This is a genomic window from Streptococcus mobilis (assembly GCF_059727625.1).
The window spans coordinates 2076512-2089470 of the sequence record NZ_AP041823.1 but is presented as its reverse complement, the minus strand read 5'-3'; the positions used below and the strand labels follow the sequence as shown (position 1 = coordinate 2089470).

The window sequence follows — 12959 nt, the reverse complement described above, 5'->3', positions numbered from 1 at the left end:
AAGGAGGATCGTATGAAAAAATCAACCATTCAAAAAGAAAAAATTGATAATGTCGGGATCCATTCTTTCAGTAAGAAGAGCAACTTCTTCTTTACCTTGTTGTTGACCTTAGTCGGATTGACCTGTGTACTTCCCTTCATCTTCGTTGTCATGATCTCTTTGACAGACGAACAAAGTTTGGCAGTCCATGGATTCCAATTCTGGCCAGCAAAATTTGGATTTGATGGTTACCTTTTCTTGGTACAGTTCAAAGACAAAATCTTGCAAGCCCTCTTCATTACCTTGTTTGTGACCATTGTGGGAACAGCATGTAATGTCTTTATCACAACAACCTATGCTTATGCTATCTCACGGAGTACCTTTAAATACCGCAAGTTCTTTACCGTATTTTCACTCCTTAGTATGCTCTTTAGTGCAGGGTTGGTACCGGGCTATATTGTCACCACTCAACTCTTGCAATTGGGTGATACCATCGGGGCTCTGATCATCCCAATGTTGCTTAGCCCATTCAACATCATCTTGATGCGGACTTTCTTTAAACGGACCATTCCAGAAGCCATTCTTGAATCCGCTCGGATCGATGGAGCAAGTGAAACACGGATTTTCTTCCAAATTTGCTTGCCACTCTCTCTACCAGGGATTGCGACTATTAGTCTCTTCACCGCTTTAGGATTCTGGAACGACTGGTTCAACGCCCTTCTCTATATTAAGAGTGACAACCTTTACCCATTGCAATACCTCTTGATGCAAATCCAAAACAATATGGATTACATCGCTAAAAATGTCGGGGTATCCGGCCAATTGGCAGGAGCTGTACAATCCATCCCACGGGAAACAGGACGTATGGCTATGGTGGTTGTGGCAACAGTGCCAATCGCCATTCTCTATCCATTCTTCCAACGCTACTTTGTAAAAGGCTTGACCATCGGTGGTGTGAAAGAATAGGAAAACAAGTGAAAATCGACAAGATTTTCAACTCATAACTTAGTCTAAAAAGAAAATAACATAAAGGAGATTTTTCTTATGAAAAATTGGAAAAAATACGCGTTAGCATCTGCTAGTGTCATTGCTCTTGGAGCTACTCTTGCTGCTTGTGGAAGCCTTACAGGTAACAACAAGAAATCAGCAACAACTGAAGACGGTAAACCAATCATCAAGATGTACCAAATCGGTGACAAACCAGATAACTTGGATGTTCTTCTTAAAAATGCCAACAAGATCATTGAAAAGAAAGTTGGCGCAAAATTGGATATCCAATATCTTGGTTGGGGTGACTACGCACAAAAAATGAACGTCATCATCTCATCTGGTGAAAACTATGATATTGCCTTTGCCAACAACTACGTTATCAATGCTCAAAAAGGTGCCTATGCTGACTTGACAGAATTGTACAAGAAAGAAGGGAAAGAACTTTACAAAGCACTTGACCCAGCATACATCAAAGGGAACACTGTAAATGGCAAGATCTATGCTGTTCCAGTAGCAGCCAACGTTGCATCTTCTCAAAACTTTGCCTTCAACGGACCACTTGTTGAAAAATATGGTATCGACATCTCAAACGTCAAAGACTATGCTTCTCTTGAACCAGTCTTGAAAGCCATCAAAGAAAAAGATCCAAACGTTGTTCCATTTGCCATGAACAAGAGCTACGGTGGACCTTCAGATGACTTCGACTATGTGGCTGTTGATGGACTTCCATTCGTTGTTGACTTGAAAGGTGACACCACTAAGATCGTTGACCGTTACACAATTCCTCGTTATGTAGAAAACTTGAAGACTCTTCACAAATACTACGAAGCAGGATACATTCCAAAAGACGTAGCAACGAGCGACACTGGTTATGATCTTTCTCAAGATACATGGTTGGTTCGTGAAGAAACAGTAGGACCAGCTGACTACGGTAACAGCTTGCTTACTCGTGTAGCAAACCGTAAGATCGACATCAAACCATTTACTGAACTGTACAAGAAAAACAACACCACTCAAGTAGCTAACTTTGTTATCTCAAACAACTCTAAGAACAAAGAAAAAGCTATGGAAGTGTTGAATCTCTTGAATACTAACCCAGAACTCTTAAACGGTCTTGTTTATGGACCAGAAGGCAAGAACTGGGAAAAAGTTGCCGGCAAAGAAAACCGTGTCAAAGTCTTGGATGGCTACAACGGAAACACTCACATGTCTGGATGGAACACTGGTAACAACTGGATTCTTTACATCAACGAAAACGTAACAGATGAACAAATTGCACAATCTAAGAAAGATTTGGAAACTGCAAAAGAATCTCCAGCACTTGGCTTCATCTTTAACACAGACAAAGTGAAATCAGAAATCACTGCTCTTACAAATACTTTGAACCAATTCGCAGGTGCGATCAATACTGGTACTGTGGATCCTGAAGTAGAAGTTCCTAAGATGCTTGAAAAATTGAAATCAGAAGGTGCTTACCAAAAAGTGCTTGACGAAATGCAAAAACAATACGACGAATTCCTTGCTTCTAAAAAATAAGAACAGGTAGTTCGAAAAGGCTTTGGAGGGATCTCCAGAGCCTTTTCATGTCTTTATGAAAATAGAACTGTAAATGAAAATCAATATTTCAATTTACCAATGCAAATAGGGGGAAAGCGTTTTATTTTTATGGTATAATAGAATCACTAATTGGAAAAGAGGCTGAATGATGGGGAAAATCATCGAGTTCATTTTTACGAGAGTCTATGTTGCTATGCTGGTAACAGGGATTTTTTGGGTCTTGACGATCTGTGGGGGCATCCTTCTAGGAGTAGGACCAGCCAGTGCCACTATCATGAGCCTCTATGCGGAAAATGGCATGACCTACAAAGACTATCATTGGTCACGCGCTTGGGAACTCTTCAAAGAAAATCTACGCCCGGCTAATCAAGTCTTTTATACCTTCTTTGCCATTGAAGGAGTTCTCCTCTATGGCATGTACCTCATGATCCAGATTCCTCACTTAAATTTCTTCCAAATTTTGGTTCTCTTGTTTAATCTGGTTTTCCTCTTGGTTGCGCCTCTAGCTTACGCCGTTTATTTGAAATTGCAAGTGCATTTCGATCTTTCTTATGCTAATAGTATCAAGCTCAGTTTGATCGGAATGTTGCTGGACATTCGTCCGGTTCTGAAGCTCATCCTTGGAACAGCACTACTTGGCGTCATTAGCTACTATATGCCAGCCCTTCTCTTTTTTGTCTTGATCGGCGTCTGGCATTTCTTTGTCAATGATATCTTTGACCCTGTTTATCAAAATATCCACGAAAAATTGGTATCCTAACGATGAAAAAAATCTGGTTAAGTACGCTTTTAAAATTCTACGCCTATGTCATGGTGGTCATTTTGACCATTATGGGTCTCGTCGTAGCGGGGATCTCTTGGAAAAACCAGCAAGCTGAAGCCGATCGGATCGCCCAACGGGTCTTGACCGAAGTCGTGACGGATCTTGAGACCTCTTATCAACGGGTCACACAAGAAGGCCGTAGCCTCGTTGAAAACCCTGCAAAATTAGAAGGGGTTTATCGCTATTTTACCTTGTCACCATCAGAGTATGAGACTTGGAGATTGAATGCCCAGTTTCCTTCTTATATCCAATTGTCCCTACATAAGAATATTGACAGCCTCTATTTGAGCAATAAAAACATCGAGGGTATCGATGTCACCTTGTCTGATTACAAGACGGTATTTGTCTCTACCCGGCAATCAAAGGGAGGCAAGCAGGTCTCAGCGGACCATTACAAGGCTCCTGCGACAGCCATTCCGGTTTCTTTGACAGATCCGACTACGGGTGCTGGAGTTGGGATTGCTTATATGACGCTGGACCAAGAAATATTGACAGCAGCGATTGATAATGCCAGAGGCGATCTTCCGGTCGCTGTGCGGATCTTCACGCCCTTTGGGAAAGAGATGTACCATGAAGGGGATAAGGAGCAAGCAAAAGATGTTAAATGGCAAACCCGTAGCACGATCTATGGCTACAAGGTGGATGTGGCTGTTTCTGAAAGTTATCTGGTCAAAAAGGGTCTAGCTAACCTGACCACTTTTCTCTCCATTGCTTTCCTGATTTTCTTGATCCTGTACTTGTTATTACGGCAGATTTTCAAAAATTACCGGCGTCAAGTCCTCGATTTGGTCGATACCATGAATCAGATCAGTCAAGGCGATAGTGAACGACGGATTGATACTTCAACGAAGGACCAAGAACTTTTGGTCATTGGGAATATGATCAATACCATGTTAGACAATATGGACAAGAACATTCGGGATATCTACCAGTTGCAGCTCAGCCAAAAAGATGCCAATATGCGGGCCTTACAAGCCCAGATCAATCCCCATTTCATGTACAATACACTGGAATTTATCCGGATGTATGCCGTCATGCAAGAGCAGGATGAATTGGGCGATATTATCTATGAGTTTAGTAGTCTTTTGCGCAATAATATCTCAGATGAGCGAGTGACGACGGTTGAAAATGAGCTCGAATTTTGTCGCAAATACAGCTACCTCTGCATGGTACGTTATCCCAAATCGATTGCCTATGGCTTTAAGATCGATCCAGGTTTGGAAAAAATGAAGATTCCAAAATTCACCATCCAGCCTTTGGTCGAGAACTATTTTGCGCATGGAGTGGACCATAAACGCAAGGACAATGTGATCAGTGTCAAGGTCTTGCAAGGAGAAGGGCAGGTCATGATCTTGATCACTGATAATGGGCGCGGGATGAAAGAAGAACAGCTAGAAAGCATTCAAGAAATGCTAGCCAATCGCAATCCACGCTCAGAAATCGAAGAAAAGAGTGGTCGGCAGTCCATCGGAATTGTCAATGTCCATGAACGCATGCTGCTCTATTTTGGAGATCGCTACCATATCCAAGTCTTCTCCCAACCTCACCATGGAGTGACCTATACGATTACCATTCAAGACGAATAAAGGAGACAGAATGTACAAAGTCTTATTAGTAGACGATGAGTATATGATTACAGAAGGGTTAAAAAAATTAATCCCCTTTGACCACTGGAATATGGAAGTGGTCGCAACGGCTGAAGATGCAGACCAGGCCCTTGATTATGTGCGAGAATATCCGGTAGATGTGGTGATCACGGATGTCAATATGCCTGGGAAAACTGGACTGCAGATGATTGCTGAGATGAAGGATTTGATCCCAGATGCTGCCTTTATCATTATGTCAGGCTATCAGGATTTTGAATACGTCAAGACAGCCCTCAATTTGCGCGTGGCAGACTACCTGCTCAAACCTGTCAATAAGGTGGAGATGGGCAATATCCTAGAAAAAATTCAGCACAAAATCCAGCAACCAAGCCAAGAGTTGGCCAACCGCTTGATTCACGATGATATCTCTGAGGAAGAGTTTTGTCGGTATATCGCAGGACGAAACTCCCTGTGGATTGGGGTTGCTAAGGAGAAAAAAGGCTTTATCAGCTCGTCTTACCAAGTCCTCGGACAAAATATTCAACTCTTTATCTCGGATCAGGAAGAAGAAGCCATGATTGAGAAGGCCTTTGAACCTCCTTATAAGGAGCACTTTCATCAATTTAAGGACCTAGTGGAGCGGAGTCTCTTTTATGGGGCGACCCCTCTCAATCAAGATGAAGAGGTCTTCCATTACTACGAGCCTGCCTATCGGGTGATTATGCAAGGAAATATCCAGCAGATCTTAGAAGAACTGGACTGGTTAGAAAAAATGATCCTTGAGAAGACACCTAAGGTTTCGCTAACCAAGCAGCTCTTTATCCAATTTTTGATGGATGTCTTTCATTTGTTTGAATACCTGCAAGGAGATGATTTGGCCGATGTGGTCAAGAAAGTCCAAGAAGCTGCTACCTTTAGCGAGATGATTAGCTTTATCCAGGAAGAGTTGTCTCGTTTCTTATCCCACTATCGGATGAACGAAAATGTAGCGAGTGTCCTTCAAGTGATTAGCCGCGATTACCAAAAAGAGCTGTCACTCAAGGACATCAGTCAGGGTCTCTTTATCAATCCAGTCTATTTAGGCCAATTGATTAAACGAGAAACCAATGCGACTTTCGCAGAACTCCTCAACAAACAGCGGATCAAGGCTGCCCAGCAGCTCCTCTTATCGACCAATGATAGTATTGAAGATATCTGCTACAAGGTCGGTTACAGTAATGTTGGCTATTTCTACAAAGTTTTCCGCAAACTCTGTGGCAAATCGCCTAAAACCTATCGCTTACAAGTCATGACAGAGCATACAGAAGATGAGTAAAAGGCTGAGACGATTGTCTCAGCCTTTTAATTGAAGATAAAATCTTCTTAGAAACTTTCCTTAGGAGAGTACATAACAGAAGGTTAGGGACTCTAAAGCTAAGTTTTGAGTATTTTTTTATTTGACAAAAATAAGTAGACGGTGTATACTTTATAAAAAGTAGACAACGTATACTTCGATAAGGGAAGGTGGTCAAATGAAACGGAATACGGAAGAACTGAAAGAAAAGTTAATTTCGGTCGGCATTGAAGAAATCAGAACTAACGGGATTGACCGGATGTCTATGCGTACAATAGCTCAAAAATGTGGGGTGACTCATGGAGCTCCCTATAAGCATTTTGGAAGTAAAGATAGATATATTCAAGTTGTTATGGAACACTTATCAATGTTCTTTTTAAAAAATATGATACTTGGAATTGATACTTCCATAGATGCAAGAACTCAACTAACTCTGATGGGCTGTAACTTTGTAAGGTTTGCCCAAGAGGAAACCTATCTATTTGAAGCATTATTTATCAAATTTCCATATAACTATATGGAGTTGTCCCAGGAAACTATTTCAGTCAACTCCTCTTTACCAGGATTTGAACATTTTAAGTCGGTAGCGTTAAGACTTAAAGATGAGGAAAATCTTTCTAGTGGTGACGCAGAAATTTTGATCCATTTTTGGAGTTTTATTGCTGGTTTGGCTCTATTGGTAAGGAGTCCTGTTGGAGAAAGCTTTAAAGAAAATGATGTTCAAAAGACCGTCAGAACGATGCTTGATATTTATATAAAAGGAGATAGCTGATGAATGTTTTAATAATCTATTCACATCCGAATGAAACAAGTTATAATGCATCAATCCTTCAAACTGTGCAAAAGCATTTAGCACCAGAGCATAGAGTTAAAATAGTAGACTTATATAAAGAAAACTTTGATCCGGTTTTACGTTTTGATGAAACGCATAAAAGGAGAGATTTACAGCATAATGAAGATATGAAACCATATAGAGATTTATTGAGTTGGGCGGATCAGTTGATTTTTATTTTCCCTACTTGGTGGAGTGGAATGCCAGCTATTTTAAAAGGTTTTATTGATCGTGTTTTTGTTGCAGGTTTTGCTTATCAGAATGGACCTCGAGGTCCGGTGGGGCAACTAGATGGAAAAGCGTGGATCATTACGACGCATAATACGCCAAAAATTTTTCTTCCTTTTTCTCAAGACTACGCAAAGGTTCTAAAATCTCAAATCTTGAAACCCTGTGGTATTAAACTGGTTAAAATGACACAAGTTACACGAGTGGAGTATATGAGTGATCGTCAACGGAAAGAAGAACTCGAAAAAATCGCACAGATAGCCAAAAGGATATAAAAACGTGCGTTACAAGTCATTACAGAGCATACAGAAGATGAGTAAAAAGGCTGAGACGATTTGTCTCAGCCTTTTTACTTTGTATTTTAAGTCCTTTGTATCTTGATTTTCCCAACCAGCAGCTCAGCTTCGATGGTGATTTCTGTAAGTTGGCTCCAGTCGATTTTTTCTTGGTCAACGTGAAATAGAAGGGGGGTCATGGCGAGGAACGCCTGGCGTTCTTCAGGAGTTAAACTCTTGGTAAGGCTGACCGTTTCGGATGAGAGGATCTGGCAGTGGTCTTCAAAATGCTCCAAAATTTCCTGGTTGGAGTAAGATTGCTTGGTCAATTGATCTTGGGCCAACTGACGAATTTCTTTTAGATGAGAAGAGGTTGGGACGACCTTAATGATCACCCCTTCTGTCTTTAAGACACGTTCAAATTCAGCGTAATTAGCCGGGGAGAAGATGTCCAAAATAACCTCCATACTCTTAGATTGAATGGGTAAATGAGCCAAATCTCCTACAAACCAATTGACCTTCCAGCTAGCGTCACTCTTGGCAGCTAGTTGTACGGATTCCTTTGAAAGATCAAATGCATAGAAAGTAGCCTTGGGATAGGCTTCTTGTAGTTTTCGGGAGTAATAACCTTCTCCGCAACCGATATCTAGAATTCTGGCATCACTGGTCGGAATTTTTTGTCCAATCGCTGTTAGAATCGGCTCATAAAACCCTGCTTCTAAGATCAGCTGGCGATTCTGGAAATTTTCTTTGTCATAGTCCTTTGATTGCTTGATCTGGGGAGCCAGGTTAACATAGCCAAATTTCGCCAAATCAAAAGAATGGGCCTTGGGACATTTAAAACTAGTACCCACAAGTTCTAGGTCCAGTTGACAGATAGGACAGGCAAAAGCAGTGGCTGTTTGAAATCGTTGTAATTTTGGTTTGATCGGTGTGTTCATATTAGTAGTGTAACAAAAGAGCCTCTAGATAGCAACTGATGCTTTAATAGAGCTCCAATTGATTGAGAAATATGATTATGAGTCTCTGCCTCTTCATACAGAATAGGAGCTGACAGAAAAAGGGAAATCACTGATGCCGATTTTAAAGGATTTGAATCAATGGGGAAAAGAATGGTTGCATTAAATTTTCTTCTTTTTTTGTCTCTTCCATCTCACCACTTGGACCCTCATTTTGACCGTTTATCCCCAAAAGTCGTTTTTATAACGGCTTTTTTGCTAGACTGATATTGTCAAAAAGGAGAGAGAACATGATATTACAAGCTAAAAACATCAGTAAACGGTATGGAAATCATCTAGCGGTTGATCATATTCACCTACAGTTTGAAAAGGGAACGTTTAATGCGATTCTAGGACCAAATGGGGCGGGGAAATCAACGACGATTTCCATGTTGATTGGTTTGAAACAACCAACGCAAGGCGACATTATTTATGAACCCGGTACTAAAATTGGTGTGGTTTTCCAAACCAGTGTTTTAGATGAGATGCTGACGGTTAGGGAAAATCTAACCATTCGTGCCAGACAGTACAAAGGCCTAAAACCAAATCGTGTGTCTGATCTTATTGATCGACTAGGCCTATCAGCTTTCCAAAAGCAGAAATATGGGACGCTTTCAGGCGGCCAAAAGCGTCGGGTTGACATTGCGCGTGCTCTGCTGCACGGTCCAGATCTTCTGTTCTTAGATGAGCCAACGACAGGTTTAGACATTCAAACCCGGAAGTCTATTTGGGATTTGCTCTATCAATTGCAGAGAGAAGAGGGAATGACCGTTGTATTGACCACGCATTATCTTGACGAAGCAGATGAAGCTGATCAAATTTATATTGTAGATCATGGGAAAGTGATTGCTCAAGGATCGGCACTAGATATTAAGAGCCAGTATGCTACTAATATCTTAAAGATTCGCTTCAAGGAGAGACAGCAGATAGAAAGTCTCAAATCTTCGGGAATGTCAGTAGAGCAACAAGGTCAATTGGAGTATGTTCTTCAACCCGAGAGTGAAAGGGAAGCCATTGATTACCTGGCGCAAGTTAGAGATAAAATAGCCCATTTTGAGTTTCGTCCAGGGACCATGGATGATGCCTTTATTGCACTTACAGGAAGGGAGGTCCGCTAATGCTAGCCTTACTAAAGCGAAATTTTTTATTGTATTTTAGGAATCGTTCAGGAGTTTTCTTCTCCCTGTTGGGAGCCTTGATTTCCTTTGTTCTCTATATTATTTTTCTTCAAAAAAATCTAACAGACGCTTGGGCTCAGCTCCCCAATAGTGGTCCTGTGTTAAATAATTGGTTAATGAGTGGGACGCTGGCTGTGACAGGGATTACGACAAGTCTGGCTGCCCTGACTCAGTTAGTAAAGGATCGTGAACATCAAGTAGATCAGGATCTTTATTTATCGGATCAAGGAAAGTGGCGGTTACCATTTTCGTATCTAACGAGTGCAATCATCATCTCTTTTTTCATGCAGGCCCTTATGTATGTGCTGATGTGCGGCTATTTTAGAGAAGTTCCAACCCTTTCTCTATTACCTGAGGTACTCCTCATCATGCTGCTTAGTAGCCTGCTTTCTAGTTTAGTGAATGCTATTTTTGTTTATTTTTTCCATTCCGTAGACAGTCTTGGGAAGTTTGCGACCATAGTGGGTACAGCTTCTGGTTTTTTGGTAGGGACTTATGTACCTTTAGGTGTTCTACCTGATTTTGCACAACTACTAATGAAATGTACTCCAGCAACTTATATTGCTGCACTTTATCGACAAGTACTCATGAAAGAAGCAGTGAGCGAAGCCTTTAAGGGGCGAGATGATCTTCTTCGAGAATTTCAAGAAAAAATGGGCGTTCAGCTCAAATGGCAAGCGTTATTGACAAAGGAACAAACATACCTTATAGTGTTAGGTGGTATTCTTCTAGCTTTGGGGATTTGGGTTTCCTTAGCAAAAAGATCGAATAAAAGAGAGTAAGTGAGAATTGGAGTAGGAATGAAGATTCGTTTTGAGGAAAAACAGGATATCCCAGAAAACAACCCCTGTGTGATCATTCAAGCCAAGCAATTATCCGATCAAGCACGAGAGGTGATGGACTATCTCGAACAATTTTCGACAGTGAATCAAGTAGTGATCCCTATCAAAACAGATGATCATTTGATCATGGTGAAAATTGATGACATTATTCTAGCCGAGATTGATAAGAATCAGCTAACCATTTATACGACAGACAAAACGTTCATCGTCAGAGATACTTTGACAAATTTTCAACATCGGATTAATCGTCGTAATTTTTTACAGATATCCCGCCACGCGGTGATGAATATCGACCATTTGGAATCGCTATCGGATAGTTTTTCAGGCAATATGATGGCTAAACTGACACGCGGAGTAAAATCAAGTGTCAGTCGGAAATATGTCAAATCCTTGATGGATTATTTAGGGGTGTAGGAGAAAGTGATGAAACGAGTTATAGCTTATTTTGTATCTGGTATGAGGACAGGATCCTTCTTTTATTTGTGTTTGGTGTTATTATCCCATGTCTATCCCAACATCGTCTATCCCGCTGTAAATGTCCGCAATATCCTGGCGATCTTTTTGATGAGTGGGACAATGGGAGTCTTGACATTCATTCTTGAGGAAGAAGAGTTTTTGACCTATAGTTTGCGTGTGGCCTTGCATTTAGTTGTGACAGCTGCCATCTTAGCATTAACCTACTTGTTTTTTGGCTGGGGGACAGCCTTACGGAGCCCGATTCCTTGGTTGATCTTTCTAGCCATTTACGGCCTGATCTGGCTGTACCAGATTTGGCAGCTCCATAAAAAAACTCAACGAATTAACCAAGCTTTGTTGCATCGCAGAAAAGGGAAATAGTCCCAGAAAAAAGTGTATAAGAAAACCACGAAGTTCATACCAAACTTCGTGGTTTTACTTTCTTAATAAGTCAAAACAAAGTATTTTTTCTTACCGCGACGGATAACGGTCAATTCATTTTCTAATTTATCGCTATCGCTCAAGACATAGTCAAGGTCTTGGATGCGTTCGCCGTTGACGTAGATAGCTCCATTTTGAACATCTTCGCGGGCTTGGCGTTTAGAATTTACCACACCAGCTGTGACCAAGAGTTCAACAATGTTGAGGTTATCTTCTGCTTGGACCTGGTAGTTTGGCACACCACGAAGGCCTTGTTTGAGTTCTTTGACAGAAAGGTTTTTGATGTTTCCTGCAAAGAGTTGTTCTGTGATGTTAAGGGCTTCCTTGTAGGCTTCTTCGCCATGGACAAGGGTGACCACTTCACGCGCTAAGATCTTTTGAGCCAAGCGTTCATGAGGAGCAGCCTCAAACTGTTTACGGATCTCTTCAATCTCATCAAGTGACAAGAAAGTGAAGATCTTCAAGAAACGCACAGCATCCGCATCCATCACATTCATCCAGAATTGATACATTTCGTATGGAGATGTTTTGTCTGCATTGAGCCAGACCGCATTACCTTCTGATTTACCAAATTTCTTACCAGTTGCATCTGTGATCAAAGGCACAGTCATAACATGACCAGTTTTATCTGCTTTACGACGCATCAACTCAGTACCGGCTGTCATGTTTCCCCATTGGTCAGATCCACCGATTTGAAGGGTTACATTGTGTTCTTGGTTGAGGACGTAGAAGTCATAGCCTTGCATGATTTGGTAGGCAAACTCTGTGTAAGAAATCCCTGTTTCAATCCGTTTTTTAACAGATTCTTTACTCATCATAGCATTGACCGTAAAGTATTTTCCGACATCACGAAGGAAGTCAATAAAGCTAATGCTTCCAAACCAATCGTAGTTATTGACCATTTCGGCTTTATTGTCCCCATTTTCAAAATCGAGGAAACGAGACAATTGCCCTTGAATAGAGCGAACCCATTCTTGTACAGTTTCTTTTGTTTGGAGACTACGTTCAGCATCTTTGAAGGACGGATCACCAATGAGACCAGTCGCACCGCCAACGAGCGCATAAGGTTTGTGGCCTGCTAGTTGAAGACGACGGCTCGTCAAGATGGCAACCAAGTGACCAAGGTGAAGGCTGTCAGCAGTTGGATCATAACCAGTATAATAAGAAACCTGACCTTCTTCCAGTGCTTTGCGTAAGGCTTCTTCATCCGTCGTTTGAAATACCAAACCACGCTCTTTTAGCTCATCAAAAATGTGCATGTGTCTTTTCTCCTTTATAAGTTTATTCATTTCTCTATTCTACCATAAACCACGGAAATGGCAATGCTTTCCATCATTTTCTTGTCCTTACCCAGGCAGAATGAGTGACGATTTCTACGCTCTTGTGATTGAAAACAAGGGGTCTAATCTGCTATAATATAGGGAACAAGGAGAAAGAATCA

At 41.2% G+C, this 12959-nt stretch carries 13 protein-coding genes and 1 pseudogene; 12 read left to right on the top strand and 2 right to left on the bottom strand.

All coding sequences use genetic code 11. From position 1 onward, the window contains the following. Positions 1-12 precede the first annotated feature (12 nt). The 7 genes from AC6IZR_RS10045 to AC6IZR_RS10015 all read left to right on the top strand — a co-directional run bounded on the left by AC6IZR_RS10045 (position 13) and on the right by AC6IZR_RS10015 (position 7603). The gene (locus AC6IZR_RS10045) at positions 13-945 is read left to right on the top strand and encodes a carbohydrate ABC transporter permease (RefSeq protein WP_070587891.1); all 933 of its coding nucleotides are present in this window, start codon (positions 13-15) and stop codon (positions 943-945) included. A gap of 78 nt (positions 946-1023) precedes the next feature. After that, positions 1024-2505, top strand: coding sequence for an ABC transporter substrate-binding protein (locus AC6IZR_RS10040; protein WP_497848547.1), 1482 nt, complete (start codon positions 1024-1026; stop codon positions 2503-2505). 169 nt (positions 2506-2674) lie between these two features. Further along, positions 2675-3286 (top strand): YesL family protein, encoded by a 612-nt coding sequence (locus AC6IZR_RS10035; protein ID WP_254729401.1) that lies wholly within the window; start codon positions 2675-2677, stop codon positions 3284-3286. A gap of 2 nt (positions 3287-3288) precedes the next feature. Beyond that, positions 3289-4935 (top strand): sensor histidine kinase, encoded by a 1647-nt coding sequence (locus AC6IZR_RS10030; RefSeq protein ID WP_497848546.1) that lies wholly within the window; start codon positions 3289-3291, stop codon positions 4933-4935. 10 nt (positions 4936-4945) lie between these two features. After that, positions 4946-6250 carry a response regulator transcription factor gene (locus AC6IZR_RS10025; RefSeq protein ID WP_497848545.1) on the top strand — a complete coding sequence of 435 codons (1305 nt, stop codon included), beginning with the start codon at positions 4946-4948 and terminating at the stop codon, positions 6248-6250. 196 nt (positions 6251-6446) lie between these two features. Further along, positions 6447-7040: a TetR/AcrR family transcriptional regulator gene (locus AC6IZR_RS10020; protein WP_049503230.1), complete on the top strand. Its 594-nt coding sequence runs from the start codon at positions 6447-6449 to the stop codon at positions 7038-7040. Next, positions 7040-7603 (top strand): NAD(P)H-dependent oxidoreductase, encoded by a 564-nt coding sequence (locus AC6IZR_RS10015; protein ID WP_497848544.1) that lies wholly within the window; start codon positions 7040-7042, stop codon positions 7601-7603. The genes AC6IZR_RS10020 and AC6IZR_RS10015 overlap by 1 nt, the downstream gene beginning before the upstream one ends. Before the next feature lie 86 nt (positions 7604-7689). Here AC6IZR_RS10015 and AC6IZR_RS10010 read toward each other — a convergent pair whose 3' ends face one another. Continuing rightward, complete coding sequence (locus AC6IZR_RS10010; protein WP_497848543.1) at positions 7690-8544, bottom strand: putative RNA methyltransferase; 855 nt, start codon at positions 8542-8544, stop codon at positions 7690-7692. A 37-nt stretch (positions 8545-8581) separates the two neighbouring features. Here AC6IZR_RS10010 and AC6IZR_RS10005 point away from each other — a divergent pair. The 5 genes and pseudogenes from AC6IZR_RS10005 to AC6IZR_RS09985 all read left to right on the top strand — a co-directional run. Next, positions 8582-8728, top strand: a pseudogene (locus AC6IZR_RS10005) (winged helix-turn-helix transcriptional regulator); the annotation flags it as partial. A 124-nt stretch (positions 8729-8852) separates the two neighbouring features. Then, positions 8853-9719 carry an ABC transporter ATP-binding protein gene (locus AC6IZR_RS10000; RefSeq protein WP_497848542.1) on the top strand — a complete coding sequence of 289 codons (867 nt, stop codon included), beginning with the start codon at positions 8853-8855 and terminating at the stop codon, positions 9717-9719. After that, positions 9719-10561, top strand: a complete 843-nt coding sequence (locus AC6IZR_RS09995) for an ABC transporter permease (RefSeq protein WP_223325268.1) — start codon at positions 9719-9721, stop codon at positions 10559-10561. The genes AC6IZR_RS10000 and AC6IZR_RS09995 overlap by 1 nt, the downstream gene beginning before the upstream one ends. 18 nt (positions 10562-10579) lie before the next feature. Next, entirely contained in the window at positions 10580-11035 is a 456-nt protein-coding gene (locus AC6IZR_RS09990; protein ID WP_497848541.1) for a LytTR family DNA-binding domain-containing protein, read from the top strand. A gap of 9 nt (positions 11036-11044) precedes the next feature. Further along, complete coding sequence (locus tag AC6IZR_RS09985; protein ID WP_003004151.1) at positions 11045-11458, top strand: DUF3021 domain-containing protein; 414 nt, start codon at positions 11045-11047, stop codon at positions 11456-11458. Between the two features lie 62 nt (positions 11459-11520). On the opposite strand, the gene tyrS is transcribed toward AC6IZR_RS09985, so the two are convergent. Beyond that, complete coding sequence (gene tyrS, locus AC6IZR_RS09980; protein ID WP_003004779.1) at positions 11521-12777, bottom strand: tyrosine--tRNA ligase; 1257 nt, start codon at positions 12775-12777, stop codon at positions 11521-11523. Positions 12778-12959 lie beyond the last annotated feature (182 nt).

Coding starts and splice junctions, on each gene's coding strand:
- AC6IZR_RS10045 (WP_070587891.1), top strand. CDS start 13: ATGAAAAAATCAACCATTCAAAAAGAAAAAATTGATAATGTCGGGATC.
- AC6IZR_RS10040 (WP_497848547.1), top strand. CDS start 1,024: ATGAAAAATTGGAAAAAATACGCGTTAGCATCTGCTAGTGTCATTGCT.
- AC6IZR_RS10035 (WP_254729401.1), top strand. CDS start 2,675: ATGGGGAAAATCATCGAGTTCATTTTTACGAGAGTCTATGTTGCTATG.
- AC6IZR_RS10030 (WP_497848546.1), top strand. CDS start 3,289: ATGAAAAAAATCTGGTTAAGTACGCTTTTAAAATTCTACGCCTATGTC.
- AC6IZR_RS10025 (WP_497848545.1), top strand. CDS start 4,946: ATGTACAAAGTCTTATTAGTAGACGATGAGTATATGATTACAGAAGGG.
- AC6IZR_RS10020 (WP_049503230.1), top strand. CDS start 6,447: ATGAAACGGAATACGGAAGAACTGAAAGAAAAGTTAATTTCGGTCGGC.
- AC6IZR_RS10015 (WP_497848544.1), top strand. CDS start 7,040: ATGAATGTTTTAATAATCTATTCACATCCGAATGAAACAAGTTATAAT.
- AC6IZR_RS10010 (WP_497848543.1), bottom strand. CDS start 8,544: ATGAACACACCGATCAAACCAAAATTACAACGATTTCAAACAGCCACT.
- AC6IZR_RS10000 (WP_497848542.1), top strand. CDS start 8,853: ATGATATTACAAGCTAAAAACATCAGTAAACGGTATGGAAATCATCTA.
- AC6IZR_RS09995 (WP_223325268.1), top strand. CDS start 9,719: ATGCTAGCCTTACTAAAGCGAAATTTTTTATTGTATTTTAGGAATCGT.
- AC6IZR_RS09990 (WP_497848541.1), top strand. CDS start 10,580: ATGAAGATTCGTTTTGAGGAAAAACAGGATATCCCAGAAAACAACCCC.
- AC6IZR_RS09985 (WP_003004151.1), top strand. CDS start 11,045: ATGAAACGAGTTATAGCTTATTTTGTATCTGGTATGAGGACAGGATCC.
- tyrS (WP_003004779.1), bottom strand. CDS start 12,777: ATGCACATTTTTGATGAGCTAAAAGAGCGTGGTTTGGTATTTCAAACG.